Source organism: Bradyrhizobium sp. C-145 (assembly GCF_023375135.1).
Classification (GTDB): Bacteria; Pseudomonadota; Alphaproteobacteria; order Rhizobiales; family Xanthobacteraceae; genus Bradyrhizobium; species Bradyrhizobium zhanjiangense.
Window position 1 is genome coordinate 9,472,147 of record NZ_CP088150.1, and the last position, 25,659, is coordinate 9,497,805.

Below are 25,659 nucleotides of genomic sequence, written 5' to 3' on the forward strand. Positions count from 1 at the left end.
GGCGAAAGCCAGGACCCATTACCCCGGTCAGCATTTTTAGCCCAGGTTGGTGACCACTGGCCGTCGCCAAATCCCTCCCTGGGGTAATGGGTCCTGGATCTGCGCTCCGCCCTGGACAACGCTACGCGTTGCCAAGAGCTGCGCTTGTCCAGGACGACGACTGAATCAATTCCGCGGCGGCTTGGCCCTACGCTTCTTCGTCGACTGCGTCGGCACGTCCGCCGGCTCGTCCTTGAGCGCGCCGATCTTGCGCAAGGCGGCCTCCGCGGCGCGTTCGCCGCTTTCCCAGGCGCCGTCGACCGTGCCCCACAGCGTCTCATGCGTGGCTTCGCCGGCGAGGAACATGTTGCCGATCGGCTCTGCCAAAACCTTTCGCGAGAGTTGGCCGCCGGGCGAGGCCGCCGACATCGCGCCCATGACATAGGGCGAGGCATTCCAGCGCGTCGCGCTGGTCTTCTGCACGGCGGCCGCAGCCTCACTGCCGAACAGCTTGGTGATCCACTCCTTCGCGAAAGCCGTCATCGCCTTCTCGCCCTGCTCGGCGAGATCGCGACCAAACGAGCCGCCGACGTCGACCCAGCACAGCGAGGAGCCGCCGATATTGGCGAACATGCGGGCCGTGCGCGTCGAGTTGCTCTGCTCGATGAGGATGTCGTCGCGCGACAGGCCGAGCGGATTGCCCGGCATTTGCAGCACGATGTGATCGTAGCTGCCGAGGGTGAGCTTCGATGCCGCGTCTAACGTGCGTTTCGGAATGTCGGGCGCGAACTTGATCGCGCCTGAGGTCAGCACGTTGGTCGAGACCGTGATGATGGCGGCGCGGGCGGCGATCTTGCCGCTCGGGGTCTCCACGCCGACGTCGCGATTGCTCCAGACAATCCGGCTCGCCGGCGTCGACAGCGCCACCGGCGCCTGCTCGCCGAGTTTCGCGATCAGCGTCCCCAGACCCTGGCGGCAGGCGATCGCGCCATTGCGGTCCTGCGCGCGGGTCTTGTCGATCGCCGAAAGCTCCTTCAGATCCTTGCCCGCAAAGCCCGCGCCCAGCATGAATTCGGCCGCGCCGGCCCAGTCGCCGAGATCCTTCGGCAGCACGGAGGCGCAGGAAGTATCCAGCTTGCCGCGCGCGGCGTCGTCGATGGCGCGGTTGGCGCGCACCAGCGCGGCCAGGAACTCCTCGGTTTCGCCGGCGCGTGCGTTGCGGCGGCCGATGCGCATCTTCTGACCTGATGGCGCCGGCAGCACGTCGAGCCCGGCGCTGCGCGCCAGCCGGATCATCGGATTGGTCTCGGGATTGTGCATCCAGCGCGCGCCGCGGTCGAATGGCGTGCCGAAAGTCGTGCTGTCCGTGATGCAACGGCCGCCGATCTGGGCCGCTGCTTCCACCACCACAACCTTGCGGTTGGCAGCCATGATGCGCCGCGCTGCGGCAATTCCCGCAGCCCCCGCGCCGATCACGACGATGTCAGCCTCCCGCGGCGGGGTCGCGGCGGTTGCACGCAGGACCGGCATCGCAGCAAGAGCCGCCGACGCCGAAAGGAAACCGCGGCGCGTGATTGTCATGTCATGGTTTCCGGGGACTTGCGGCGAACGGGAACAGCCCGCGAACCTTGCCGTATCTGATGTTGCGCAGCAACCACCATGGTGAATCAACCGTGCTTGATCTCACAGAGTGATGAACCGAATTGCAACACGTTTCGACCATGATAGAGAAGGGAAAAAGACGGCCGGAAAAGGCCGTGGGGGGAGTTCGAAATGGGGACGGTCCTGGACTCAGTCGGCAAGCTGATTGCCGCGTACCTCTCGAAGGAGGTGCCGGGCTACGAGCCGTTCACGCCGAGCGACCCGGAGCACCTGCGCGGCGTCATCGAGCCCGGCGACGTGCTGCTGGTCGAGGGCAACAACCGCATCTCCGGCATCATCAAATACCTGACGCAGTCGACCTGGTCGCATGCTGCGCTCTATGTCGGTCCGATCGAGGGCGCGGAAGAGGCGGACGGCGAGCCGCATGTGCTGATCGAGGCCAATATCGGCGAGGGCGTCACCTCGGCGCCTTTGTCGAAATATTTCCCCTATCACACCCGAGTCTGCCGCCCGGTCGGGCTGTCCTATGAGGACCGCACCACCGTCTGCCGCTATGCGATCAATCGCATCGGATTCGGCTACGACACCAAGAACATCGTCGACCTCATGCGCTTCCTGTTCCCGCTGCCGGTGCCACAGCGCTGGCGGCGGCGCATGATCGCGCTGGGATCGGGCGATCCGACCAAGATCATCTGCTCGGCGCTGATCGCGCAAGCGTTCGACGCGGTGCGCTACCCGATCCTGCCGAAGATCACCAAGGCCGGCAGCCGCGCCGCTCGCCGCGAGATCCTGCACATCCGCGATTCCTCGCTCTACATGCCCCGCGACTTCGACATCTCGCCCTATTTCGAAGTCGTCAAACCCACCATCGTGCACGGCTTCGACTACACGGCCTTGCACTGGGCCGACAAGCAGAAGCCGCTCGAGGAGGTGGCGGGCACATTCAGTGTGTTTCCAGAAACGCTCCGTGCGCCGCCGCTCGTTCCTGAAGCGATTGACGAAGAGACGCCGGCTGAGATTTCGGCTGAGGAAGTGAGCAAGCAACCTGCCGAGATGGCCGGCCATGTCCCGCTGCTGAAGAGGCTGGCGATGTATCGCCCAAGGCGGCGAGGCCGGGCAAGAGAGAGGGCGGCGTAGCTCCACTGTCGTCCCGGCGAAGGCTCCATTACCCCAGGGAGCAGTTTGGCGAAGACTCCTCGTTCGGTACGCCTACCGAACGCAATCGATAGATTCCGCGGTATGGGTCCTGGCTTTCGCCAGGACGACGCAAGAGGAGTTATCTCGCGTCCCTCTCCACAGTCATTGCGAGCGCAGCGAAGCAATCCAGAATCCCTAAGCAGAGACAGTCTGGATTGCTTCGCTGCGCTCGCAATGACGAGAATTACCGCTCCGCCCGTCCGATCACTGCCATCAGTTCCGCGATCTTCTCGCGCTGGTCAGCCTTGTCGCCGCTGGCGATGGCGTGCTCGACGCAATGGGCGACGTGATCCTTCAGGATCTCCTCCTCGACCCGGCGCAGCGCGGCGCGCACCGCCGAGATCTGCGTGACGATGTCGATGCAGTAGCGGTCTTCCTCCACCATTTTCGAGAGGCCACGAACCTGGCCCTCGATCCGGCCGAGACGTTTTCCGACAGATGCCTTGATGTCCTTGCGCATGCGGCCTATATACCCCTACCGGGTATAGGTTGCAAGGCCGGAGCATGGAAATGAACAGCAGCGAACACAAGCCTCATCACGACGCCGCAGACGGACATTCGGGATGCGGTTGTTCCGCCAAGGCCGAGCCCGCAGCGCCCGAGCCGGCGTCCTCCTGCTGCGGCGGACACGGCGATCATTCCGGCCACGTCCATCATCACGCCCATGACCATGGCGATGCGACCAAGGTTCTCGATCCCGTCTGCGGCATGACGGTCGATCCCGCGACGTCGAAGCACCACCTCACACATCACGGCGAGACCTTCCATTTCTGCTCGGCCGGCTGCCGCACCAAATTCGCCGCCGACCCCGCCAAGTACCTCGCGAAGGACGGGGCGCCCGAGCCCGAGATGCCCGCGGGCACGATCTACACCTGCCCAATGCACCCCGAGATCCGCCAGGTCGGCCCCGGCACCTGCCCGATCTGCGGCATGGCGCTGGAGCCGGAAGTCGCGAGCCTCGAGACCGGGCCCAATCCGGAGCTTGCCGACATGACGCGGCGGTTCTGGATCGGCGGCGCGCTGGCGCTGCCGGCCGTGGTGCTGGAGATGGGCGGCCACCTCGCGGGCCCGCACAACTGGATCGACCAGACATTGTCGAACTGGATCCAGCTCGTCTTCGCCACGCCCGTGGTGCTGTGGGCCGGCTGGCCGTTCTTCGTCCGCGGTTGGCAGTCGCTGGCAACGCGCAACCTCAACATGTTCACGCTGATCGCGATGGGCACCGGCGTCGCCTATGTCTACAGCATCATCGGCACCGTCGCGCCGCAGATATTCCCTGACACCTTCCGTGGCCATGAGGGGGCAGTCGCCGTCTATTTCGAGGCGGCTGCCGTGATCACCGTGCTGGTTCTGCTCGGTCAGGTGCTGGAGCTGCGCGCCCGCGATGCGACCTCGGGCGCGATCAAGGCGCTGCTCCAGCTCGCGCCGAAGACCGCGCGCCGCATCGATGCCGATGGCAGCGAGCATGAAGTCGAGATCGATACGCTGCATGCCGGCGACCGCTTGCGCGTTCGTCCCGGCGAGAAGGTGCCGGTCGACGGCGTGATCCTCGAGGGCCGCTCCTCGCTCGATGAATCGCTGGTCACGGGCGAATCGATGCCGGTCACCAAGGAGAGCGGAGCCAAGGTGATCGCCGGCACGCTCAACCAGTCCGGCAGCTTCATCATGCGCGCCGACAAGGTGGGACGCGAGACGCTGCTGTCGCAGATCGTGCAGATGGTCGCCGACGCGCAGCGCTCGCGCGCGCCGATCCAGCGGCTGGCCGATCAGGTCGCCGGCTGGTTCGTGCCGATGGTGATTGTCGTCGCCATCGCCGCCTTTGCGGCCTGGTCGTGGTTTGGACCGGAGCCGCGGCTCGCTTTCGGCTTGGTCGCCGCGGTCAGCGTGCTGATCATCGCCTGCCCCTGTGCGCTCGGACTTGCGACCCCGATGTCGATCATGGTCGGCGTCGGTCGCGGCGCGCAAGCCGGCGTGCTGATCAAGAACGCCGAAGCGCTGGAGCGGATGGAGAAGATCAACACGCTGGTGGTCGACAAGACCGGCACGCTGACCGAGGGCAAGCCCAAGGTGGTGGCGATCGTGCCGGCTGCCGGCTTTGCCGAGGATGACGTCCTTCGCCTCGCCGCCAGCGTCGAGCGTGCCAGCGAGCATCCTCTGGCCGACGCGATCGTGCGCGCGGCAAAAGAGAAGCAGCTCACTCTTGGCCAAGTCGAGCATTTTGACTCGCCGACCGGCAAGGGCGCGACCGGCAAGGTCGACGGCAAGACCATCGCGCTCGGCAATGCCAGATATCTGACGTCGATCGGCATCGACACCAAGCTGCTTGACGCCGAAGCCGAACGGCTGCGCGGCGACGGCGCGACCGTGATCAACATGGCCGTCGACGGCCGGCTTGCCGGCCTTTTCGCGATCGCCGATCCGGTCAAGGCCTCGACCCCGGAGGCGCTGAAGGCCCTCGCGGCCGAAGGCATCAAGGTCATCATGCTGACCGGCGACAACCGCACGACGGCGCAAGCGGTGGCGCGCCGGCTCGGCATCGCCGACGTCGAAGCCGAGGTGTTGCCGGACCAGAAGAGCGCGGTGGTGACCAAGCTGCAAAAGGCCGGCCGCAGCGTCGCGATGGCCGGCGACGGTGTCAACGACGCGCCGGCGCTGGCGGCGGCCGAAGTCGGCATCGCCATGGGCACTGGCACCGATGTGGCGATGGAGAGCGCCGGCGTGACCCTGCTCAAGGGCGATCTCGTCGGCATCGTGCGGGCGCGAAAGCTCTCGCAGGCGACCATGAGCAACATCCGCCAAAACCTGTTCTTCGCCTTCATCTACAACGCCGCCGGCATCCCGATCGCGGCCGGCATCCTCTATCCGGCCTTCGGCGTGCTGCTGTCGCCGATCATCGCCGCGGCGGCGATGGCGCTGTCCTCGGTGAGCGTGGTCGGCAACGCGCTGCGGCTGCGTGCGACGCGACTGTGATGGTGTACTCTCTCTCCCCGTTCTTACGGGGAGAGGGTTGGGGTGAGGGGCATCTCCACACAGGCGGTAACAGCTGCATTCGCGGAAGCTCCCCCTCACCCGTAATTCAAGCTACGCTTGAATTACGACCTCTCCCCGCAGGCGGGGCGAGGTAAGAAGGCGCCGCGCGAGGGAGCATCTGATGCAGCGAATTACGATCACGATCGAGGATGATCTGCTGGCGGAGATCGACGCGGCGGCGGAAGCACGCGGCTACCAGAACCGCAGCGAGATCATCCGCGATCTCGCCCGCGCCGGCCTGCAACAGAGCACCGAGGACACCGCGCAGACCGGCCCCTGCGTCGCCGGCCTCGTCTATGTCTACGACCATAGCGCCCGCGATCTCTCAAAGCGCCTGGTGCAGGAATTCCACGGCCATCACGACCTCGCGCTGGCGACCCTGCACGTCCATCTCGACGACAACAATTGCATGGAGATGACGGCGCTGCGCGGCGCGGCTTCCGAGGTCAAGCATTTCGCCGATCACATCATCGCCGAACGCGGCGTGCGCTACGGCCGCGTGGTGATGATTCCGACCGGCGAGGGCAAGCACGTGAAGGCGCGAAAGCACGGTCACGGTCATCGGCATGAGTAGGCTACTCTAGGAGAGCTTAGCGGCTCTTACCCTCCCCTGGAGGGGGAGGGTCGATCGCGCGCAGCGCGAGCGGGGTGGGGTGACGGTCTCTCCGCAACGAACAATGCCCGAGTGGAGAGATCACCCCACCCCGTCACGCAATCTCGCTTCGCTCGATCACGTGCCGACCTGATCTTCCCCCGAAAAAGTGGACGGGTTTAAGCGGCTTTTAGCTCCATCTCGATCGGGGCGATATATCCGATCGCGGAATGGAGCCGGGTGCGGTTGTAGAAGCCCTCGATGAAGGCGAAGATATCGCGCTGGGCCTCGGCGCGGGTCTGGTAGTCGCGATGGTGAACGAGCTCGGTCTTCAGGGTATGGAAGAAGCTCTCCATCGGGGCATTGTCGTAGCAATCGGCCTTGCGGCTCATCGATGCAACGATGCCGGCGCCCGTGAGAGCGTCGCGATAGGCGTGTGAGGCATACTGCACGCCGCGATCGGAGTGGTGGATCAATCCGGCCTGCGGCCGTTGCTGCTGGATGGCCATCGTCAACGCCGCGGATGCGAGTTCGACTTGCATGTGATCCCGCATGGCCCAGCCGACGATCTTTCGACTGAAGAGATCCATGACGGCCGCCAGATACAGCCAGCCCTCCGCGGTCGGGATGTAGGTGATATCGGCGAGCCAAACGCGGTTCGGGGCTTCCGCTGTGAAGTCGCGCGCGATCAGGTTCGGGGCGATCGGCAGGTCGTGACGGCTGTCGGTGGTGCGCACCCGGCGCGGCGGCGCCGTGATGGCGCGGATACCGTGCCGGCGCATCATCCGCTCGATCCGGCCGCGGCTGGCGCCACGGCCCTGCGTCCGCAGCACGGCATGGACGCGGGGACTGCCGTAGCGTCCGCTGCTGTCGTGATGGGCCTGCCGGATCGCAGCCAGCAGCGTGGCATTGGATTTGGTCCGCTGACTCGCCGGGCGATCGCGCCAGGCGTAATAGCCGGCCGGCGAGACCTCGAGCACGGCGCACATCAATCGTACCGGATAGGCGTCGCGATGGTCCTCGATGAAGCGGAAGCTCATGTCCGGGTTCCGGCAAAGATCGCGATCGACTTTTTTAAAATGTCGCGCTCCATGCGCAGCCGTTCGTTCTCCTGGCGCAACCGGGCGATCTCCGAAGCCTGGTCCGCCGACATCGGCGTCGCCTGCGTGGTGGGGCGCCACGCCGCCGATGCCGGCTGCTGCCCGGCCTTATCCACCCAACGCCGCAGCACCGAGTCGCGCAGCCCGAGTTCCTTGCCTACCGACGTGATCGAGCGACCGCTCGACACCACCAGCTCAACGGCCTGGCGCTTGTACTCTTCGGTAAATGACCGACGTTGACGTTCCATTCGACACCTCCGGGCTCAATGAGCCTACTACAGGTGTCCACTCATTCGGAGGAGGTTCAGACCCTCCCCCTCCAGGGGAGGGTAAGCAAGAATTCGCGCCGCGTTCGCAGCCGACGGAGGCGGAGCCGCCCGCCCTTGCCGAAGCTGCCTTGCATGTCTACCTCTCGCGGGTGGTTTCGGGAGAGGGTGCCCCATGCTGGATGCCGCCGTGAAGGCGTTGTCGCAAATGATCTCGCCGCCGATGCGCTCGATCCTGTGGCGATCGATCGGGCTGGCGCTGGTGCTGATCACCGTGCTGGCGATCGGCCTGCAGCGGCTCCTCGGCTGGTTTGCGACCTCTGGTGAGGTCTGGCTCGAGGGTCTGCTTGGGCCGGGCTGGCACTCATCGCTCGAGGTCCTCTCGTGGATCGTCTCGATTGCCGCCGGCCTCGGCGTCGTGTTCGGCGGCATCTTCCTGATGCCCGCGATCACCTCGCTGGTGGCGAGCCTGTTCGTCGACGACGTCGCCGACATCGTCGAGCGTGAGCATTATCCCGCCGAGCGGCCCGGTGTCGCGCTGCCGTTCAGCCAGGCAATCCTCGAGGGCGTCAAGACCGCATTGCTGACGATCCTGGTCTATCTCGCCACGCTGCCGCTGGTGCTATTCGCCGGCGCCGGCTTCCTGATCTTCTTCATCGCCGCCGCCTGGCTGCTCGGCCGGGAATATTTCGAGCTCGCGGCCATGCGCTTCCGCCCGCCTGCGGAAGCCAAGGCGATGCGGCGCGACAATGCCGCGACCATCTTCACCGCCGGCCTGTTCATCGCCGCCTTCGTCTCGATTCCGATCGTGAATCTGGCGACGCCGATCTTCGGCATGGCCTTCATGGTCCATATGCACAAGCGGCTGTCCGGCTCGCGACCCGAGCTGATCGAGCCGGCGCGACAGATGCGGTGACGCGCCCGACGCGGCACTGTCTCACACCGTCTTCTCCGGCCACCGGCAGAGATCGTTGATCAGGCAGACCTCGCAGCGCGGCTTGCGCGCGAGGCAGGTGTAGCGGCCGTGCAGGATCAGCCAGTGATGGGCGTGCCGCATGAACTCGGCCGGGATCACCTTTTCGAGACCGAGCTCGACCTCGAGCGGTGTCTTGCCCGGCGCAAGCCCGGTGCGGTTGCCGACGCGGAAGACATGCGTGTCGACCGCCATGGTGTGCTCGCCAAAGGCCATGTTGAGCACGACGTTCGCAGTCTTGCGTCCGGCGCCGGGCAGCGATTCGATCCCGGCGCGCGTGCGCGGCACCTCGCCGCCGAACTCGCTGAGCACTTTTGCCGATAGCGCAATGACGTTCTTGGCCTTGGTGCGATAGAGGCCGATGCTCTTGATGTACTCGCGCAGGCGCTCCTCGCCGAGATCGAGCATCTTCTGCGGGGTGTCGGCCACCTCGAACAACGCGCGCGTCGCCTTGTTGACGCCGGCGTCGGTCGCCTGCGCCGACAGCACCACGGCGACCAGCAGCGTGAACGGATTGATGTGCTCAAGCTCGCCCTTCGGCTCCGGATTGGCCTTGCGGAAACGGCTGAAGGCCTCGTGAATTTCGGCGGGCGTCCAGGGTTTTGCGGCTTTGCGCGACATTTTCGCGGGCGGTTTCGGCTTGGCCGCGGCCGGTTTTGCCTTCTTCTTCGGCACGGCCGCTTTACGCGGAGCCGGCTTGCGGGTGATTTTCGCCATGATCGGGATATACTGAGGGACGATGAGCACAGGCAACGAAATTGAGCGCAAGGGCTCCGAAGATCAGCGCGAAGTGCAGATCTTCTCCGCGCTGCTAACGCCACACCGCTCGCTGAACCGCACCGGCTTCCTCGCCGTGATGCTGTTCCTGAGCGTTGTCAGCTTCGTCACGGGCCTTGCCTTCCTGATGATGGGGGCCTGGCCGGTATTGGGCTTCTTCGGGCTCGACGTTCTCGTGATCTGGTGGGCCTTCAAAGCCAATTTCCGCGCCGCACGGGCCAGCGAGGAGATCGTGGTCACCCCTTCCGAATTGCGCGTGCGCCGCATCAGTGATCGCGGCCAGGTCGTCGACTGGACGTTCAATCCGCTCTGGGTCCGGCTCGACATGGAGATCGACGAGGATTTTGGCATCGAGCATCTCTACCTGATCTCGCGCGGTCACCAGATCCAGATCGCCCGCTTCCTGGGACCGAACGAAAAAGCGAGCTTTTACAAAAGCTTGGTTGAGGCGCTGAACGCCGCCAAGCGGGGCCCGACCTACAATCCGATCACCTGATTCCAGATCAGAAATCGGGTGGTTTCATACCCTTCCCGCTCCTACATTCCGGTCATGATGACACTCGCCATACATGATCAGCGCCTGGCCAAGCCGGGCCCCCAGAACGCCGCGCTGCGCGACTATGATTCCGTGCGCCGGGCGATCGCGTTCATCTCGGAAAACTGGCGCGCGCAGCCGACCATTGAGGCGATGGCGGATGCGGCCGGCGTCACGCCCGATGAGCTGCACCATCTGTTCCGCCGCTGGGCCTCGATCACGCCGAAGGCTTTCATGCAGGCGCTCACCCTCGACCATGCCAAGGGGCTGCTCAGAGACTCCGCGAGCATCCTCGATGCGGCGCTCGACTCCGGTCTGTCGGGCCCCGGCCGGCTGCACGATCTCTTCGTCACCCACGAAGCGATGTCGCCCGGCGAATGGAAGAACGGCGGCGCCGGATTGACGCTGCGCTACGGCTTCCATCCCTCGCCGTTCGGCACCGCGATCGTGATCGCGACCGACCGCGGCCTGTCGGGCCTCGCCTTCGCCGATCACGGTGAGGAGAAGGTCGCGCTCGCCGACATGACGCGGCGCTGGCCGAACGCCACTTATGTGGAAGATCACGACGGCACCGCGCCGCTCGCAGCGCGCATCTTCGACCCCAAGCTGTGGCGGCCGGATCAGCCGCTGCGCGTGGTCCTGATCGGCACCGATTTCGAGGTGCGGGTGTGGGAGACGCTGCTGAAGATTCCGATGGGCCGCGCGGTGTCCTACTCCGACATCGCCTGCAACATCAACAGCCCGAAGGCCTCACGCGCCGTCGGCGCTGCGGTCGGCAAGAATCCGGTCTCGTTCGTCGTCCCCTGCCATCGCGCCCTCGGCAAGAGCGGCACGCTCACCGGCTATCACTGGGGCATCACCCGCAAGCAGGCGATGCTGGGCTGGGAGGCCGGGCGGGTGGGGATGCAGTAGGCAATACGCGAACTGCCTTCACATGGTCGTCCTGGCGAAAGCCAGGACCCATTACCCCAGGAAGGCGTGGTGGCGTGAAGTGCTCACCACCAATCTTTGCAACAACGACGGCCGGTGGTTATGGGTCCTGGCTTTCGCCAGGACGACACCGAGTATGAGGCGCGGCCTCACCGCACCTCACGCAAAATCTGGCTCAACCCGCCAGATCCAGCTTCGACGCCACCGTCGAATCCGCATTGAGGCGATAGATGATCGGCACACCCGTCGCCAGCTCGCGCTTCAAGATGCCCTCCGGCGAGAGCTTCTCCAGCACCATGATCAAGGCGCGCAAGGAGTTGCCGTGGGCGGCGACCAGCGTGCGCTTGCCGTTGAGGACGGCGGGCAGGATCTCCTGCACGTAGTAGGGCAGCGCCCGCGCCAGCGTGTCCTTCAGGCTCTCGCCGCCGGGCGGTGGCACGTCGTAGGAGCGGCGCCAGATCAGCACCTGGTCCTCGCCCCACTTCTTGCGGGCGTCGTCCTTGTTGAGGCCGGAGAGATCGCCATAGTCGCGCTCGTTCAGCGCGAGGTTCTTCGCGGTCGGCAGGCCTTCTTGCCCGAGCTCGCCGAGGATGAGGTCCAGCGTGTGCTGCGCGCGCGTCAAGACCGAGGTGTAGGCGACGTCGAACACGAGACCCTGTGCCTTTAGCTTGCGGCCGGCTTCCTTGGCTTCGCTGACACCGAGCTCGGTGAGGTCAGGATCCTTCCACCCCGTGAACAGGTTCTTCAGATTCCATTCGCTCTGGCCATGCCGCACGAGCACGAGAAGACGTTCGCTCATCAACTGCTTTCCATCTAGTTTATTGTTCTGAGCATGACCTTGTCGGAAAACCGCTTCGCACTTTTCCGGATCATGCTCTGGTTCAGATGTCGGACAGGCCGAGCACGTCGGCCATGGAGTAATGCCCCGGCGCTTTGCCGTGCGCCCACAGCGCCGCCTTGAGCGCGCCATGGGCGAACAGCATGCGGTCCTCGGCGTGATGCGACAGGGTCAGGCGTTCGAACTGGCCGAGGAAGCTGACACTGTGATCGCCGGCCACGGTGCCGCCGCGCAAGGAGGCAAAGCCGATGTCGCCGCGCCGGCGTGCGCCGGTGATGCCGTCGCGGCCGCGCGCGGAGTGTTCGTCGAGCGGGATGCCGCGCCCGCTAGCTGCCGCCTGGCCCAGCATCAGCGCGGTGCCCGAGGGCGCGTCGACCTTCATGCGATGATGGGTCTCGACGATCTCGATATCAAAACTCTGGTCCAGCGCCTTGGCGACGCGCTTGACCACGGCGGCAAGCAGGTTGACGCCCAGACTCATATTGCCGGATTGCACCACGACGGCGCGGTTGGTCACGCTCTTGATCACGGCGTTATCGGAGGCCGACAGCCCGGTGGTGCCGATGACATGGACAAGGCCGCGCTGGGCGGCGATCGCGACATTGGCGATGGTCGCCGCCGGCACGGTGAAATCGAGGATGCCATCGGCATCCTTGGACATCGCCCAGAGGTCGGCGGAGAGCGTGATGCCGTTGGCCGGCAGGCCTGCGAGCACGCCGGCATCCTTGCCGAGCAAGTCCGAGCCCGGCGCCTCCAACGCGCCGGCCAGCACCGCGCCTTTGCTCTCGGCAATCGCCCGCGTCAGCGCGCGGCCCATCCGGCCGCCAGCCCCAGCAACAATCAAGCGCATGTCGGACATGATGTGATCCTCTCTGGGGCCGTTGTAGCGGGGGGAGGCAGTTCCGGCAACCGAGGGGGGTCAGAGGCGTGCTTCCACCCTCCCCTGGAGGGGCAGGGTCGGGCACGCGATCGAGCAAAGCGAGATTGCGTGACGGGGTGGGGTGACGGTCTCTCAGCAACCAACCGTGCCCGAGCGGAGAGATCACCCCACCCCGCTCGCGCTGCGTGCGATCGACCCTCCCCCTCCAGGGGAGGGTAAGAAAGATCGTGCCTCAGCCGTCCGACGGCTGCGGGCCGTCATAGCCCTCGATGATGATGAGCTCGGCGATGGAGTGCGGCTGGCGCACCTTGATATTGGCTTGGTATTCCGGCGAGTTGTAGCAGGCGAGCGCGGTCTCGTAGTCCGGGAATTCGATCACGACGTTGCGGTTGCGGCTGGCGCCTTCGACGGTGGTGAACTTGCCGGCGCGAACGACGAAGCGACCACCCCATTTCTTGAAGATCGGACCGTTGGCGAGTGCATAGGGCTTGTAGCCCTCGTCATTGCTCACATCGACGCGCCCGATCCAGTAGCCTTTTGCCATTGTTCTTCTCTCCCTGGTTGTTGCTCAGCCGAGCGCTTGCGCGATCTCCGCCTGGATGGCGTCGGCCGCCGCCCTGGGGTCGGCGGCTTCGAGGATCGGACGTCCGACGACGAGATAATCGGCACCTGCGGCGATCGCACGACCCGGCGTCATGATCCGCTTCTGGTCGCCACTCGGCGCGCCCGCGGGGCGGATGCCTGGCGTGACGAGGCTCATCTGGTGACCGACGATCTTTCGCAGGGCGCCCACTTCCTCGGGCGAGGACACGAGGCCATCGACACCGAGCACCTGCGCCTGTTGGGCGCGGGCCTCGACCAGCTCGGAGACGCCGAGCCGATATCCGGCCGCGTGCAGATCGTCGTCGTCGTAGGAGGTCAGCACGGTGACCGCGAGAATCTTCAAGCCCGAGCCGCCACGTCCCTCGACGGCCGCCTTCATGGTCTGCGGATAAGCGTGGACGGTGAGGAAAGTCGCCCCCAGCTTGGCGACACTCTCGACACCGCGCATCACGGTGTTGCCGATGTCGTGCATCTTGAGATCGGCAAACACCTTCTTGCCCGTGTCGGCAAGCTTGCCGATCAGCGGCAGGCCGCCGGCATAGGCGAGTTGGTAGCCGATCTTGTAGAAGGTGACGCTGTCGCCAAGCTTTGCGACCATCGCCTCGGCAGCCTCCGGGCTCGACAGGTCGAGCGGAACGATCAGGCGGTCCTTGGGGGCGATCTCGGCTGGCGTCATGTCACCTCACATCATGCGTTGGGAAATGTCGATCAACTGCCGCACCAGCTCCTTCAACGCGGCGATATCGCCCTCGTTCTTCAGCCTGTCCATATCGTCATAGGCCTGATCGGCAAAGGCAAGCGTGAGCTGGCTGGCAATCACATGGGCGTGGCAGGAGGTCAGGATCAGCCGCAACGCCTGCAGCGCACGGGCCGCGCCCAGCCGGCTCTGCGACGCGCCGGCGAGCGCGAAGACGCGGTTGCGGAACACGTCGCCGCGCGCCTCGTGCAGATCGTGCACGCGGCTGACCCAGTCGATCGCGTTCTTCAGCAGCGGCGGCACCGAAGCATTGTATTCGGGCGTGACGATCAGCACGCCGTGATGCGCGCCGATCATGCGCTTGAGATTGATGGCGTGCTTGGGCACGCCGGATTTGGCCTGGAGATCGCCGTCATAGATCGGCAGCGGAAAATCAGCGAGCGAGATGCGGGTGACGTCGACGCCGGCCTGGTCGAATTCATAGGCTGCGAGCGCCGCCAGCTTCGCATTATGCGAGCCGGTGCGCAGCGAGCCGGGAATGACCAGGATCTTGGGAGCTGACATCCGGGCGGCGAACTCCGTTCACCTCTCCCGCTTGCGGGGGAGGTCGACGCGCGAAGCGCGGCGGGGGGCTTTCTCGACTGGGGGTCTCCCACCGTGGAGACACCCCCACCCCAGCCCTCCCCCGCAAGCGGGAGAGGGAGCGCACCGCGTTTGTGGCGACAGGTTAGTCCTTGCGATACACCCAGACGCGGGCCGGAGGAAGGTTCATCCAGATCCGTTCCGAGGCCTCTGTGGACACGCCGGGCAGCGATTTCGGGATCGGCGGCACCACCGCATAGGTGAACTGGATGAACGGCGCACCGGGCGCCAGCGCCGTGAAGGCATCGCGGATGAGGCGCAGCCGCGTCAGCATCGGTTTTGTGACGAGCGGCAGGCCGGAGACGACCGCGGAGGCCGGCGCGCTCAAGACGTTCCAGAGCGTGTCGCGCAGGCGATAGGCATCACCCTGCACTACCTTGGCTTGCGGGTAGCGGTCGCGCAGCAGGGCGCAGAAGCCGGGATTGTATTCGACAAGGACGAGGCGCTTCTGGTCGATGCCGCGCTCGATCAGCGCCGAGGTGATGGCGCCGGTGCCGGGCCCGAGCTCAACCACCGGCGCGTCGGAATCGATATCGACGTAATGGGCCATGGTCCGGGCCAGCAGCTTGCCCGACGGCATCACCGCGCCCATGTGCAGCGGCTTTTCGATCCAAGATCTGAGAAAGCGCACCTCGTCATCAAGACGAGGCTTCTTCAACGCACGCGCGGACGATGGCAATGGCATGTCAGGACCGGACGGGACCGCGGGACGCGGCGTGTCAGAAAATGGTCATAAAGACGTATAGGCCGAAGACGACACGGTCAAGACGCGTCAACTCGCCCGGTTGCCGAAGAAATCCTTGACCTTGGCGAAGAATCCCTCGGATTCCGGCTGGGTGTTGCCGGAGGAGAGCTTTTCGAACTCGGCCAGCAATTCCTGCTGCTTCTTGGTGAGGTTCTGCGGGGTCTCGACCACGACCTGGACGTACATGTCGCCCATCTGACGCGAGCGCAGCACCGGCATGCCCTTTGATGCAATGCGGAAACGGCGGCCCGACTGGGTTCCGGCGGGTACCTTCACCTTGGCCTTGCTCTTCTCGATCGTCGGCACCTCGAATTCGCCGCCAAGGGCGGCCGTCACCATCGAGATCGGCACGCGGCAATGCAGATCGGCGCCGTCGCGCTGGAAGAACTGGTGCTGGGCCAGCGACAGGAAAATGTAGAGGTCGCCGGGCGGGCCGCCGCGGACCCCGGCCTCGCCCTCGCCGGCGAGCCTGATCCTCGTGCCGTCCTCGACCCCTTGCGGAATATTGACTGACAACGTGCGCTCGCGGGTGACCCGGCCCTGTCCCGAGCAGGATGGGCAGGCATCCTCGATCGTCTGGCCGCGGCCCTGGCAGCCGGGACAGGTGCGCTCGAGCGTGAAGAAGCCCTGCGACTGCCGCATGCGGCCCGCGCCGCCGCAGGTCGAGCAGGTCTTCGGCTTGGTGCCGGCCTTGGCGCCGATACCCGAGCAGGCCTCGCAGGTGACCGAGACCGGAATCTCGATCTGCGCGGTCTTGCCGCCAAAGGCTTCCTCGAGCGTGATCTCCATGTTGTAGCGTAGGTCGGCGCCACGCTCGCGGCCGCCGCGGCTGCGCTGTCCGGCCATGCCGAACAGGTCTTCGAAAATGTCGGAGAAGGAGGAGGCGAAGCCCGCGCCGAAACCGGCACCGCCGCCGCCGAAGCCGCCGCCCTGCTCGAACGCGGCGTGGCCGTAACGGTCGTAGGCGGCGCGCTTGTCCTTGTCCTTGAGAATCTCATAGGCCTCGTTGATTTCCTTGAACTTGACCTCGCTGGTTTCATCCCCGGGATTGCGGTCGGGATGGAATTTCATTGCCAGCTTGCGGAACGACGATTTCAGCTTGGATTCGTCGGCGTCGCGTTCGACTTCGAGGGTCTCGTAGTAGCAGCGCTTGGTGGACGTGGACATGTCGGACTCGGTCTATCCAATCGCGAATCAAGTCGGGGCGAAACGATGCCGCTGCGCGACGACATAGGCAGCCTTGATATAGGCGGCCTTACGCGTCGCGGCAGAGGGCAGCGTAGCAACATTGAGCATAACGGCTGGGAATTGATTGATCGTAACAGGCGTCTTGCCCGCCCGTCCCGACACGTTGGCCTCCCCCGCGAGGGAGGAGGCCTTTAGCGCGTCTGGGGTCCAAGCCGTCCGCATCGTCACCCTCTTGGGGTTTAAGCGGACTTCTTGTTGTTCTTGTCGTCGTCGACCTCGGTGAATTCCGCGTCGACGACGTCGTCCTTGGCCGCGTCCTTCTTGGCGTCGGCCTCGGCCTGCTGCTTGTACATGGCTTCGCCGAGCTTCATCGAAGCCTGGGCCAGGGTGTTGGTCTTGGCCTTGATCGCCTCGGCATCGTCGCCCTTCAGCGCCTCCTTGAGGTCGCTGACGGCATCCTCGATGGCGCGGCGCTCGGTCTCGGAGACCTTCGAACCGTGCTCGGCGAGGGCCTTCTCGGTGGAATGCACCAGCGCGTCCGCATGGTTCTTGGCATCGACCGCCTCGCGGCGCTTCTTGTCGGCCGCCGCATTGGCCTCGGCGTCCTTGACCATCTTCTCGATGTCGGCTTCCGACAGGCCGCCCGAGGCCTGGATCCGGATCTGCTGCTCCTTGCCGGTCGCCTTGTCCTTGGCCGAGACGTTGACAATGCCGTTGGCGTCGATGTCGAAGGTCACCTCGATCTGCGGCATGCCGCGCGGAGCCGGCGGAATGCCCATCAGATCGAACTGGCCGAGCATCTTGTTGTCGGCCGCCATTTCACGCTCGCCCTGGAAGACGCGGATGGTGACGGCATTCTGATTGTCTTCAGCCGTCGAGAACACCTGGCTCTTCTTGGTCGGGATCGTGGTGTTGCGGTCGATGATGCGGGTGAACACGCCGCCCAGCGTCTCGATGCCCAGCGACAGCGGGGTCACGTCGAGCAGCAGCACGTCCTTGACGTCGCCCTGGAGCACGCCGGCCTGGATCGCGGCACCAATCGCCACGACTTCGTCCGGATTGACGCCCTTGTGCGGCTCCTTGCCGAACAGCTGCTTCACAACTTCCTGGACCTTCGGCATGCGGGTCATGCCGCCGACCAGCACCACCTCGCCGATTTCACCGGCGGTGACGCCGGCGTCCTTCAGCGCCTTGCGGCAGGGCTCGATGGTTTTCTGCACGAGGTCGTCGACCAGCGCCTCGAACTTGGCGCGGGTGAGCTTCATCGTCAGATGCTTCGGACCGGTCTGATCCGCGGTGATGAAGGGCAGGTTGATCTCGGTCTGCGTCGTCGAGGACAGCTCGATCTTGGCCTTTTCAGCGGCTTCCTTCAGGCGCTGCAAAGCGAGCTTGTCGTTGCGCAGGTTGATGCCCTGCTCCTTCTGGAACTCGTCGGCGAGATAGCCGACCAGGCGCATGTCGAAGTCTTCGCCGCCGAGGAAGGTGTCGCCGTTGGTCGACTTCACCTCGAACACGCCGTCACCGATCTCGAGAATGGAGATATCGAAGGTGCCGCCGCCGAGGTCGTACACTGCGATGGTGCCGGCCTTGGTCTTGTCGAGGCCATAGGCGAGCGCGGCCGCGGTCGGCTCGTTGATGATGCGCAGCACTTCGAGGCCCGCGATCTTGCCGGCGTCCTTGGTCGCCTGGCGCTGGGCGTCGTTGAAGTAGGCGGGAACGGTGATGACGGCCTGGTCGACCTTCTGGCCCAGATGAGCTTCCGCGGTCTCCTTCATCTTCTGCAAGATGAACGCCGAGACCTGCGAGGGCGAGTAGGTCTGGCCGTCGGCCTCGACCCAGGCGTCGCCGTTGGAAGCCTTCACGATCTTGTACGGAACGAGCTTCTTGTCCTTCTCGACCATCGGGTCGTCGTAGCGGCGGCCAATGAGGCGCTTCACTGCGAAGAAGGTGCGCTCGGGATTGGTGACGGCCTGGCGCTTGGCCGGCTGGCCGACGAGGCGCTCGCCGTCATCCGTGACGGCAACGATCGAAGGCGTCGTGCGCATGCCTTCGGAATTCTCGATGACTTTGGCGTTCTTGCCATCCATTACGGCGACGCACGAGTTCGTGGTGCCGAGGTCGATCCCAATGACCTTTCCCATGGTCCTGATATCCTTCTTTTTGCGGCAGGTTGGCTGGGCCCAGAAGGCACCCGAACCGAAACCCCCTAAGATCAAACATCCGCGATATTGCGATGATTGAGGCTCATATAGGAGGGGGGGAGGGGCCCGCAAGGACCGAACGCAAGTTTCGGCCGCGAAAACATCGGGTTTTGGAAGATCATATCCGGGCTCAACCACCCTTGCGGGTGAGGAAATATTAACAGGTTCAGGCCTCGGCGAGCCCCCGCTATGGCAGTCCGCCCCACCCTGTTGCGGCAAGGCCAAACCCGCTAAAAGGCGGTCCGGCCGGCAGCCGCAGCAGAGCTGCTCCGCGCGACAAAGCGGCCCAATGGCCGACCATCGAACGGCCTCAATGTGAACCAATCAGAGTGCCCATGAAGCTGATCCGCCTCCTCGCCGCGTTCGCCCTCCTCGTCGCCTCGGCGCTTCCGGCCCTTGCTGCCGACGCCGTTTACCCGCCCGGCCTGCGCCTCGGAATGGTGCCGCTGGTCGGCCTCAACACGGCAAAAACCTTTCCGGGCTTCGAGAGCGAGGACGGCAGCGTCAAGGTGCTGATCACCGAGCTGCCGCCTGCGGCCTATGGCGAGGTCGTGAGCGCCTTCAATTCCAATTCGGCCGGTGCGAACGGCGTCAAGCAGGACAAGATCGAGACCCCCGCGGGCCTTGCCTATTTCACCACCGAAAGCGGCAAGTCCGGCGACACTCCGGTGAGGCGCTATTCGATGATCGTGCCGGGCGCCGGCTTCTCCGGCTATGTCGCGGTGCAGATCCCGGAGAATGCGACCAAGATCTACACCGATGAAGCGGTGCGGCAGATGTTTGCGAGCACTGTGACCCGCAAGCGGGTCTCGGCCGAAGAGCAGATCGCGCTGATGCCGTTCAAGATCACCGATCTCGCCGACTTCAAGGACATCCGCACGCTGGCGCCGGGCGCGAGCATCATCCTGGCCGACGGCAACGAGAGCGCAGGCTATGAGTCGAAGCCGTTCATGATCCTCGGCCTGATCGGTGCCACCCCGCAGCAGGCCGACGACCGCGCCCGCTTTGCGCAGGAGGCGGCGCTGCAGATTCCCGGCGTGCGCGAGTCGCGCGTCACCATGTCCGAGCCGATCCGCATCAACGGCCAGCAGGGTTTCGAGACCCGGATCGACGGCGTCAGCGGCAAGGACAAGACGCCGGTGACCGTGGTGCAGTGGATCCGCTTCTCGACCGGCGGCGCCTCGCTGCGCATCATCGCCAGCGCCCCGCGCGACCAGTGGCAAGCCGCCTTCACCCGCTTCCGCGCCGTGCGCGACGGCATCCAGCCGAAAGGGTAGTCGCATCCACAAACTGGATGCGCTCCCTCCCCCGCTCGCGGGGGAGGGTTGGGGAGAGGGTGTCTCCGCAAGGGGACACTCCCGACGTGGACAGAGCCCTCACCCGCCGCGCTCTGCGAGCGCAGCGACCTCTCCCGCAAGCGGGAGAGGTTAAGCGAACCCGCCGACCAAGCCCAACCACTCACCAATATCGGCTGCATTTTCGGGCTTCTGTTCGTATGCGAACGGAACTAGGCTTTCTTCCCGTGGATCATCCTGGAGGGGAGACGAACGATGCTGGATCGGCGACACATGTTGGCGGCGCTTGCGACTACCGCGCTCGCGGGCCTCGCTCCAACCGCGCCGTTTGCGGCCGCGTCAATCAAGCCGGACGAGGCCTCCGCCCTGCTCGTGATCGACGTGCAGAACTGCTTCCTACCCGGCGGCAGCCTTGCGGTGAAGGAAGGCGAGCAGGTGGTGCCGGTCATCAACAAGATCGCGAAAGCGTTTGCGAACGTGGTGATGACGCAGGACTGGCACACGCCCGGCCACATCTCGTTCGCGTCGGTGCATTCCGGCAAGAAGCCGTTCGAGACCGTCGATCTTCCCTACGGCAAGCAGGTGCTGTGGCCGGACCATTGCGTGCAGGGCACCGACGGTGCCGCGCTGTCGAAGGACCTTGCGATCCCGCACGCCGAACTCATCATCCGCAAGGGTTTTCACAGGGACGTCGACAGCTACTCGGCCTTCCTCGAAGCCGACGGCAAGACCTCGACGGGCCTTGCCGGATACCTGAAGGGCCGCAAGATCAAGCGCGTCTTCGTCGCTGGCCTCGCGACAGATTTCTGCGTCGCCTGGACCGCGCTCGATGCGCGCAAGGCGGGCTTCGACGTCCATGTGGTGGAGGACGCCTGCCGCGGCATCGACACGCAGGGCTCGCTGGCAAAGGCCTGGGCCGATATGGCCAAGGCCGGCGTGAAGCGGATTCAGTCTGCCGATATCGCGGTGAGCGCGTAAGAGTTTCGCACCGTCATTCCGGGGCGATGCGAAGCGTCGAACCCGGAATGACGGCGAAGCCGTGAGACTCAATTCGTCGCGCCGCTCGACTCATTGTTGTTGGCCGCGGCCGCAGCCTTCGCGCCGCCCTTGGCGACACCGACCAGGGCGGGACGCAGCACGCGTTCGCCGATGGTGTAGCCGGCCTGCACGACCTGCACCACGGTGCCCGACGGCACCGACGCATCGGGCACCTCGAACATCGCCTGCTGGAAATTCGGGTCGAACTTCTGGCCCTGCGGATCGAACTTCTTCACACCGTGCTTTTCCAGCGCGTTGAGCAGCGAGCGCTCGGTGAGCTCGACGCCCTCGATCAGCGAGATCAGGCCGGGATCGGCCGCGGCACGCGCCTCGGCCGGAACGGCATCGAGCGCGCGCTGGAGGTTGTCGGCGATGTCGAGCACGTCGCGGGCAAAGCCGGTGATGCCGTAGAGGCGGGCGTCGGCGACTTCCTTGGTGGTGCGCTTGCGCAAGTTCTCCATCTCGGCCAGCGTCCGCAGCATGCGGTCGCGCGCCTCGGCGGCTTCCTTCTGCAGCGTCTCGACCGAACCGGGCTCGGGATCGTCGGGCATGATGTAGGGCTTCGACACCACGGGCTCGCCGGTCGGCGCGGTCGTGTCTTCGGGTTGCCGGTCTTGATCGGTCATCGGCTCTATTCTCGAACTCGTCTCAGGGGATTGTTGGCCCGGATATCGTGCCTAAGCTTACGAAAATCAAGCGCCTGTGATCGGAGGAAACGCCGGTCAGCCCCCCAAAAGGCGACTGACGATACGGGCGGCGTAGTCCACCGTCGGGATCACGCGGGCATAATTCAGCCGCGTCGGGCCGATCACGCCGAGAACGCCGACGATATGGCCGGCGGCATCCCGATAGGGCGAGATGATGGTGGAGGAACCCGACAGCGAGAACAGCTTGTTCTCGCTCCCGATGAAAATTCGCACGCCTTCGGCGGTCTCGGCCCGGCCGAGCAAGTCGATGACGCCGCGCTTGGTCTCGAGATCGTCGAACAACAGGCGCACCCGCTCCAGATCCTCCAGCGCGTGCAGATCCTCCAGCAGATTGGCGTGACCGCGGACGATGAGCTGGCGGTCCTCGTTCTCCCCGCCGGACCAGCTTGCGATGCCAGCCGAGATCACCTTTTGCGTCAGCTGATCGAGCTCGGCGCGGGCCTCCCCGAGCGCGGTCTCGAGCTCGAGCCGCGCCTCGGCCAGCGTGCGGCCGCGAATCCGCGCATTGAGGAAATTGCCGGCCTCGGTCAGCGCCGAGGAGGGAACTCCGGGCGGCAACGTCAGGACGCGGTTTTCGACCTGGCCATCCTCGCCAACCAGGATCACCAGCGCCTTCTCCGGTTCCAGGCGGACGAATTCGATGTGCTTGAGCCGCGCATTGGATTTCGGCGTCAGCACGACCGCGGCGGCACGGGTCAGGCCCGACAGCCGCATCAGGGCCTGGTCCAGCGCCGCCTCGACCGATTGCGCCTCGCCGACGGAAGAGAGCTGGCTCTGAATGGATTGCCGTTCGGCCTCGTTGAGGTCGCCGACCTGCATTAAGGCATCGACGAAGAAGCGCAGACCGAGTTCCGTCGGCAGCCGGCCGGCGGAGGTATGGGGCGCATAGATCAGGCCGAGCTGTTCCAGATCGGCCATGACATTCCGCACGGAGGCCGGCGACAGCGGCATCGCGATCAGGCGCGAGATATTGCGCGAGCCCATCGGCTCGCCGGTCGCGAGATAGCTTTCGACAATTTGACGAAAGATGTCGCGGGAACGCTCGTTGAGCTGGGCGAGGCCTGCGCGCGGCGCGATCAGATGGATCGGATCGTGATGGGCCACAGACGGTAACTCCTCTCAGATACTCATAATTTGTCCATCCCGGGCGCTTCTGACAAGCGTGGCGTTTACAGGCTCGACATCAGGGGGTGAAAAAACCTTGCCGCCTACCCTCGCCCCTCCTACAAGCACCGCGAACAGCCTTTCCCGTGAGTTTTGGAGGATTTCCCATGCGGCCAAGCCGCCGTGCGCCCGACGAATTGCGCCCCGTGACGCTGGAGCGCGGCGTGGTCAAATATGCGGAAGGCTCGTGCCTGGTGAAATTCGGCGACACCCATGTGCTGGTCACCGCCACGCTGGAAGACCGCCTGCCGCCGTGGCTGAAGGGCCAGGGCCGCGGCTGGGTCACCGCCGAATACGGCATGCTGCCGCGCGCAACCTCCGAACGCACCCGCCGCGAGGCCTCCGCCGGCAAGCAGAGCGGCCGCACCGTCGAGATCCAGCGTCTGATCGGCCGCTCGCTTCGCACCATCGTCGATCTGGAAGCGCTCGGCGAGCGCCAGATCACGGTCGATTGCGACGTGCTCCAGGCCGACGGCGGCACCCGCACGGCCTCGATCACCGGCGCCTGGGTCGCGCTTGCCGATTGCATCAACTGGATGAAGGCGCGCAACATGATCAAGACCAACGTGCTGCGCGACAACGTCGCCGCGATCTCCTGCGGCATCTACAACGGCACGCCGGTGCTCGATCTCGACTACGCCGAGGATTCGGAAGCCGAGACCGACGCCAATTTCGTCATGACCGGCGACAGCCGCCTCATCGAGGTGCAGGGCACCGCGGAACGCGAGCCGTTCACCGAAACCGAGTTCCTGGCGTTGATGGCGCTGGCGCGCAAGGGCGTCGCGCGTCTGGTAGACTTGCAGAAACTGGCGGTAGCGTAGTCAATAGGCCATGCACCGCCGAATCACGGACAAGCTCGTCATCGCTACCCACAATCCCGGCAAGCTCGCCGAGATGCGGGAGCTGCTTGCCCCGTACGGCATCGAGGCGGTGTCGGCCGGAGATCTCGGCCTGAGCGAGCCCGAAGAGACCGGCAATGATTTCCGCAGCAATGCCGCGATCAAGGCGATCGCGGCGGCGCGGGCAAGCAAGCTCCCGTCCTTCGCCGATGATTCCGGCATCGTGGTCGACGCGCTCGACGGCGCGCCCGGCATTTTCTCCGCGCGCTGGGCCGGGCCAAACAAAGACTTCGCAGTGGCGATGGCGCAGATCGAGCGCCTGCTCCAGGAGCGCGGCGCGACGATTCCGGCGAAGCGCACCGCGCATTTCGTCTCCGCGCTCTGCGTCGCCTGGCCCGACGATCATCTCGAACAGGTCGAGGCGCGCGTCGACGGCACGCTGGTCTGGCCGCCGCGCGGTACCGCCGGCTTCGGCTACGACCCGATGTTTTTGCCCGACGGCCACAGCCGCACCTTCGGTGAGATGGATAGTATCGAGAAGCACGGCCTGCCGCCGCTCGGCCTCGGCCTGTCGCACCGCGCCCGCGCCTTCGTGAAACTGGCGGAGATCTGCCTTGAGCCGCGCTAGAGCGTTTTCGAGCGAAGTGGATACCGGTTCGCGCCAGGAAAACGCGTCAAAACGAGAATCTGCAGCCTTCGGCGTCTACGTGCACTGGCCGTTCTGCCTGTCGAAATGCCCCTATTGCGACTTCAACAGCCATGTCCGCCACGCACCAATCGACGAAGCGCGCTTCGCCTCGGCCTTCGCCCGCGAGATCGCAGCGACCGCCGAGCGCGCGCCCGGCCGGGAGGTCACCTCGATCTTCCTCGGCGGCGGCACGCCGTCATTGATGCAGCCCGCAACCGTCGGCGCAGTGCTCGATGCGATCGGCAAGCACTGGCATGTTGCTGACGATGTCGAGGTGACGCTGGAGGCAAACCCGACCAGCGTCGAGGCCACACGCTTCGCCGGCTATCGCGCCGCCGGCGTCAACCGCGTCTCGCTCGGCGTGCAGGCGCTCGACGATGCCTCGTTGAAGGCGCTCGGCCGCATGCACAGTGCGCGCGAGGCCCTCGATGCCGTCGCCATCGCGCGCCGCTCGTTCGACCGTTATTCGTTCGACCTGATCTACGCCCGTCCTGACCAGACGCCAGCGATGTGGGCCGAGGAGCTGCGTCTCGCGATCGATGAAGCGGCCGAGCATCTGTCGCTCTACCAATTGACGATCGAGGAAGGCACGCCGTTCTTCGGCCTGCACCAGGCGGGCAAGCTTAAGACACCGGACGAAGCCGTCGCGCGTGCGCTTTACGACGTCACGCAGGAAACCTGCGACAAGCTCGGCCTGCCCGCCTACGAGATCTCCAACCACGCGCGGCGCGGCGCCGAGTGCCGGCACAATCTGGTCTATTGGCGCGGCGAGGAATATGCCGGCATCGGCCCCGGCGCCCACGGCCGCCTCGACATCGACGGCGTGCGCCATGCCACCGCCACCGAGAAGCGCCCCGAAGCCTGGCTGATGCGGGTCGAGACCAACGGCGACGGCGTCGTCACCGATGAGCTCCTCAACAGCGAGGAACGCGCCGACGAGTTCTTGCTGATGGGATTGCGTCTCGCCGAAGGCATCGACCCCGAGCGTTACAGAGCCCTCTCCGGCCGCCCGCTCGACCCCGGCCGCATTGCGCTGCTCCGTGAGGAAGGCGCGATCACGGTCGACGCGACGGGCCGGCTGCGCGTGACGAGCAGCGGTTTTCCGGTGCTGGATGCGGTGGTCGCGGATTTGGCTGCGTAAGCCTCAGCCAAG

26 protein-coding genes are annotated in these 25,659 nt (G+C 65.4%); 11 read left to right on the forward strand and 15 right to left on the reverse strand.

The genetic code is table 11. The annotated features are described in order from the left end of the window. Positions 1-165: 165 nt before the first annotated feature. Positions 166-1,560 carry an NAD(P)/FAD-dependent oxidoreductase gene (locus tag LRP30_RS44595; RefSeq protein WP_249758930.1) on the reverse strand — a complete coding sequence of 465 codons (1,395 nt, stop codon included), beginning with the start codon at positions 1,558-1,560 and terminating at the stop codon, positions 166-168. 192 nt (positions 1,561-1,752) lie between these two features. On the opposite strand from LRP30_RS44595, the gene LRP30_RS44600 reads away from it, so the two are divergent. Then, complete coding sequence (locus tag LRP30_RS44600; RefSeq protein WP_128930462.1) at positions 1,753-2,718, forward strand: YiiX/YebB-like N1pC/P60 family cysteine hydrolase; 966 nt, start codon at positions 1,753-1,755, stop codon at positions 2,716-2,718. A 244-nt stretch (positions 2,719-2,962) separates the two neighbouring features. On the opposite strand, the gene LRP30_RS44605 is transcribed toward LRP30_RS44600, so the two are convergent. Further along, positions 2,963-3,238: a metal-sensitive transcriptional regulator gene (locus LRP30_RS44605; RefSeq protein WP_024338640.1), complete on the reverse strand. Its 276-nt coding sequence runs from the start codon at positions 3,236-3,238 to the stop codon at positions 2,963-2,965. Between the two features lie 50 nt (positions 3,239-3,288). Here LRP30_RS44605 and LRP30_RS44610 point away from each other — a divergent pair, with 50 nt between their 5' ends. Together LRP30_RS44610 and nikR are read left to right on the forward strand one after the other, a co-directional pair. Beyond that, complete coding sequence (locus tag LRP30_RS44610) at positions 3,289-5,748, forward strand: heavy metal translocating P-type ATPase (protein ID WP_249758931.1); 2,460 nt, start codon at positions 3,289-3,291, stop codon at positions 5,746-5,748. A gap of 181 nt (positions 5,749-5,929) precedes the next feature. After that, complete coding sequence (gene nikR / locus LRP30_RS44615; RefSeq protein ID WP_128930466.1) at positions 5,930-6,382, forward strand: nickel-responsive transcriptional regulator NikR; 453 nt, start codon at positions 5,930-5,932, stop codon at positions 6,380-6,382. A 197-nt stretch (positions 6,383-6,579) separates the two neighbouring features. On the opposite strand, the gene LRP30_RS44620 is transcribed toward nikR, so the two are convergent. After that, a protein-coding gene (locus LRP30_RS44620) for an IS3 family transposase (protein WP_249757655.1) occupies positions 6,580-7,748 on the reverse strand; the annotation gives its coding sequence in 2 pieces (ribosomal slippage) (positions 6,580-7,460 and positions 7,460-7,748; 1,170 coding nt in all). A gap of 193 nt (positions 7,749-7,941) precedes the next feature. On the opposite strand from LRP30_RS44620, the gene LRP30_RS44625 reads away from it, so the two are divergent. Then, positions 7,942-8,682, forward strand: coding sequence for a sulfate transporter family protein (locus tag LRP30_RS44625; RefSeq protein ID WP_249758932.1), 741 nt, complete (start codon positions 7,942-7,944; stop codon positions 8,680-8,682). A 21-nt stretch (positions 8,683-8,703) separates the two neighbouring features. Here LRP30_RS44625 and nth read toward each other — a convergent pair whose 3' ends face one another. Continuing rightward, on the reverse strand, positions 8,704-9,456 hold the full coding sequence (gene nth / locus LRP30_RS44630; RefSeq protein ID WP_249758933.1) for an endonuclease III: 753 nt from the start codon (positions 9,454-9,456) through the stop codon (positions 8,704-8,706). 22 nt (positions 9,457-9,478) lie between these two features. On the opposite strand from nth, the gene LRP30_RS44635 reads away from it, so the two are divergent. Together LRP30_RS44635 and LRP30_RS44640 are read left to right on the forward strand one after the other, a co-directional pair. Continuing rightward, complete coding sequence (locus LRP30_RS44635) at positions 9,479-10,012, forward strand: DUF2244 domain-containing protein (protein WP_249758934.1); 534 nt, start codon at positions 9,479-9,481, stop codon at positions 10,010-10,012. 54 nt (positions 10,013-10,066) lie between these two features. Continuing rightward, positions 10,067-10,963: a bifunctional helix-turn-helix domain-containing protein/methylated-DNA--[protein]-cysteine S-methyltransferase gene (locus LRP30_RS44640; RefSeq protein WP_128944534.1), complete on the forward strand. Its 897-nt coding sequence runs from the start codon at positions 10,067-10,069 to the stop codon at positions 10,961-10,963. A gap of 193 nt (positions 10,964-11,156) precedes the next feature. Here the strand turns inward: LRP30_RS44640 and LRP30_RS44645 are convergent, their stop codons facing one another. From LRP30_RS44645 to dnaK, 9 genes are all read right to left on the reverse strand, one after another. Further along, the gene (locus LRP30_RS44645) at positions 11,157-11,780 is read right to left on the reverse strand and encodes a 2,3-bisphosphoglycerate-dependent phosphoglycerate mutase (RefSeq protein ID WP_128930471.1); all 624 of its coding nucleotides are present in this window, start codon (positions 11,778-11,780) and stop codon (positions 11,157-11,159) included. Between the two features lie 82 nt (positions 11,781-11,862). Beyond that, positions 11,863-12,678, reverse strand: a complete 816-nt coding sequence (gene dapB / locus LRP30_RS44650; RefSeq protein ID WP_249758935.1) for a 4-hydroxy-tetrahydrodipicolinate reductase — start codon at positions 12,676-12,678, stop codon at positions 11,863-11,865. 253 nt (positions 12,679-12,931) lie between these two features. Beyond that, positions 12,932-13,243: a DUF1330 domain-containing protein gene (locus LRP30_RS44655; RefSeq protein WP_128930473.1), complete on the reverse strand. Its 312-nt coding sequence runs from the start codon at positions 13,241-13,243 to the stop codon at positions 12,932-12,934. 24 nt (positions 13,244-13,267) lie between these two features. Beyond that, positions 13,268-13,978 (reverse strand): orotidine-5'-phosphate decarboxylase, encoded by a 711-nt coding sequence (gene pyrF / locus LRP30_RS44660; protein ID WP_128930474.1) that lies wholly within the window; start codon positions 13,976-13,978, stop codon positions 13,268-13,270. Between the two features lie 6 nt (positions 13,979-13,984). After that, positions 13,985-14,563: an NAD(P)H-dependent oxidoreductase gene (locus tag LRP30_RS44665; protein WP_249758936.1), complete on the reverse strand. Its 579-nt coding sequence runs from the start codon at positions 14,561-14,563 to the stop codon at positions 13,985-13,987. 163 nt (positions 14,564-14,726) lie between these two features. Beyond that, positions 14,727-15,326 carry an rRNA adenine N-6-methyltransferase family protein gene (locus tag LRP30_RS44670; RefSeq protein ID WP_091882486.1) on the reverse strand — a complete coding sequence of 200 codons (600 nt, stop codon included), beginning with the start codon at positions 15,324-15,326 and terminating at the stop codon, positions 14,727-14,729. A gap of 87 nt (positions 15,327-15,413) precedes the next feature. Next, positions 15,414-16,553 (reverse strand): molecular chaperone DnaJ, encoded by a 1,140-nt coding sequence (dnaJ, locus tag LRP30_RS44675; protein WP_128940753.1) that lies wholly within the window; start codon positions 16,551-16,553, stop codon positions 15,414-15,416. Positions 16,554-16,580: 27 nt separating this feature from the next. Continuing rightward, entirely contained in the window at positions 16,581-16,736 is a 156-nt protein-coding gene (locus LRP30_RS44680; RefSeq protein ID WP_245473353.1) for a hypothetical protein, read from the reverse strand. Positions 16,737-16,813: 77 nt separating this feature from the next. Further along, on the reverse strand, positions 16,814-18,715 hold the full coding sequence (dnaK, locus tag LRP30_RS44685; protein WP_249758937.1) for a molecular chaperone DnaK: 1,902 nt from the start codon (positions 18,713-18,715) through the stop codon (positions 16,814-16,816). Between the two features lie 395 nt (positions 18,716-19,110). On the opposite strand from dnaK, the gene LRP30_RS44690 reads away from it, so the two are divergent. Next, a complete protein-coding gene (locus tag LRP30_RS44690; protein WP_249758938.1) occupies positions 19,111-20,052 on the forward strand; it encodes a hypothetical protein in 942 nt (313 codons plus the stop codon). 273 nt (positions 20,053-20,325) lie between these two features. Then, the gene (gene pncA, locus LRP30_RS44695) at positions 20,326-21,048 is read left to right on the forward strand and encodes a bifunctional nicotinamidase/pyrazinamidase (protein ID WP_249758939.1); all 723 of its coding nucleotides are present in this window, start codon (positions 20,326-20,328) and stop codon (positions 21,046-21,048) included. 68 nt (positions 21,049-21,116) lie between these two features. On the opposite strand, the gene grpE is transcribed toward pncA, so the two are convergent. Both grpE and hrcA read right to left on the reverse strand, forming a co-directional pair. Further along, a complete protein-coding gene (grpE, locus tag LRP30_RS44700; protein ID WP_128930480.1) occupies positions 21,117-21,734 on the reverse strand; it encodes a nucleotide exchange factor GrpE in 618 nt (205 codons plus the stop codon). Between the two features lie 96 nt (positions 21,735-21,830). Continuing rightward, positions 21,831-22,919, reverse strand: coding sequence for a heat-inducible transcriptional repressor HrcA (gene hrcA, locus LRP30_RS44705; RefSeq protein WP_128940757.1), 1,089 nt, complete (start codon positions 22,917-22,919; stop codon positions 21,831-21,833). Between the two features lie 167 nt (positions 22,920-23,086). Between hrcA and rph the strand changes: the two genes are divergently transcribed. From rph to hemW, 3 genes are read left to right on the forward strand one after another with little or no spacing between them, the layout of a single operon-like run. Next, entirely contained in the window at positions 23,087-23,800 is a 714-nt protein-coding gene (gene rph / locus LRP30_RS44710) for a ribonuclease PH (RefSeq protein ID WP_249758940.1), read from the forward strand. Between the two features lie 10 nt (positions 23,801-23,810). Then, on the forward strand, positions 23,811-24,446 hold the full coding sequence (gene rdgB / locus LRP30_RS44715; protein ID WP_128930482.1) for an RdgB/HAM1 family non-canonical purine NTP pyrophosphatase: 636 nt from the start codon (positions 23,811-23,813) through the stop codon (positions 24,444-24,446). Positions 24,447-24,462: 16 nt separating this feature from the next. Then, complete coding sequence (gene hemW, locus LRP30_RS44720) at positions 24,463-25,647, forward strand: radical SAM family heme chaperone HemW (RefSeq protein ID WP_249761972.1); 1,185 nt, start codon at positions 24,463-24,465, stop codon at positions 25,645-25,647. The last annotated feature ends 12 nt before the right edge of the window (positions 25,648-25,659 follow it).

Bases quoted from the DNA above. Each gene is read 5' to 3' on its own strand.
- nth (WP_249758933.1), bottom strand. From the start codon at position 9,456: ATGGCGAAAATCACCCGCAAGCCGGCTCCGCGTAAAGCGGCCGTGCCG.
- rdgB (WP_128930482.1), top strand. From the start codon at position 23,811: ATGCACCGCCGAATCACGGACAAGCTCGTCATCGCTACCCACAATCCC.
- grpE (WP_128930480.1), bottom strand. From the start codon at position 21,734: ATGACCGATCAAGACCGGCAACCCGAAGACACGACCGCGCCGACCGGC.
- LRP30_RS44665 (WP_249758936.1), bottom strand. From the start codon at position 14,563: ATGTCAGCTCCCAAGATCCTGGTCATTCCCGGCTCGCTGCGCACCGGC.
- nikR (WP_128930466.1), top strand. From the start codon at position 5,930: ATGCAGCGAATTACGATCACGATCGAGGATGATCTGCTGGCGGAGATC.
- LRP30_RS44670 (WP_091882486.1), bottom strand. From the start codon at position 15,326: ATGCCATTGCCATCGTCCGCGCGTGCGTTGAAGAAGCCTCGTCTTGAT.
- LRP30_RS44600 (WP_128930462.1), top strand. From the start codon at position 1,753: ATGGGGACGGTCCTGGACTCAGTCGGCAAGCTGATTGCCGCGTACCTC.
- LRP30_RS44605 (WP_024338640.1), bottom strand. From the start codon at position 3,238: ATGCGCAAGGACATCAAGGCATCTGTCGGAAAACGTCTCGGCCGGATC.
- dapB (WP_249758935.1), bottom strand. From the start codon at position 12,678: ATGTCCGACATGCGCTTGATTGTTGCTGGGGCTGGCGGCCGGATGGGC.
- LRP30_RS44640 (WP_128944534.1), top strand. From the start codon at position 10,067: ATGATGACACTCGCCATACATGATCAGCGCCTGGCCAAGCCGGGCCCC.
- LRP30_RS44645 (WP_128930471.1), bottom strand. From the start codon at position 11,780: ATGAGCGAACGTCTTCTCGTGCTCGTGCGGCATGGCCAGAGCGAATGG.
- LRP30_RS44610 (WP_249758931.1), top strand. From the start codon at position 3,289: ATGAACAGCAGCGAACACAAGCCTCATCACGACGCCGCAGACGGACAT.
- LRP30_RS44625 (WP_249758932.1), top strand. From the start codon at position 7,942: ATGCTGGATGCCGCCGTGAAGGCGTTGTCGCAAATGATCTCGCCGCCG.
- rph (WP_249758940.1), top strand. From the start codon at position 23,087: ATGCGGCCAAGCCGCCGTGCGCCCGACGAATTGCGCCCCGTGACGCTG.
- LRP30_RS44595 (WP_249758930.1), bottom strand. From the start codon at position 1,560: ATGACAATCACGCGCCGCGGTTTCCTTTCGGCGTCGGCGGCTCTTGCT.
- LRP30_RS44655 (WP_128930473.1), bottom strand. From the start codon at position 13,243: ATGGCAAAAGGCTACTGGATCGGGCGCGTCGATGTGAGCAATGACGAG.
- LRP30_RS44635 (WP_249758934.1), top strand. From the start codon at position 9,479: ATGAGCACAGGCAACGAAATTGAGCGCAAGGGCTCCGAAGATCAGCGC.
- LRP30_RS44690 (WP_249758938.1), top strand. From the start codon at position 19,111: ATGAAGCTGATCCGCCTCCTCGCCGCGTTCGCCCTCCTCGTCGCCTCG.
- dnaK (WP_249758937.1), bottom strand. From the start codon at position 18,715: ATGGGAAAGGTCATTGGGATCGACCTCGGCACCACGAACTCGTGCGTC.
- pyrF (WP_128930474.1), bottom strand. From the start codon at position 13,978: ATGACGCCAGCCGAGATCGCCCCCAAGGACCGCCTGATCGTTCCGCTC.
- dnaJ (WP_128940753.1), bottom strand. From the start codon at position 16,553: ATGTCCACGTCCACCAAGCGCTGCTACTACGAGACCCTCGAAGTCGAA.
- pncA (WP_249758939.1), top strand. From the start codon at position 20,326: ATGCTGGATCGGCGACACATGTTGGCGGCGCTTGCGACTACCGCGCTC.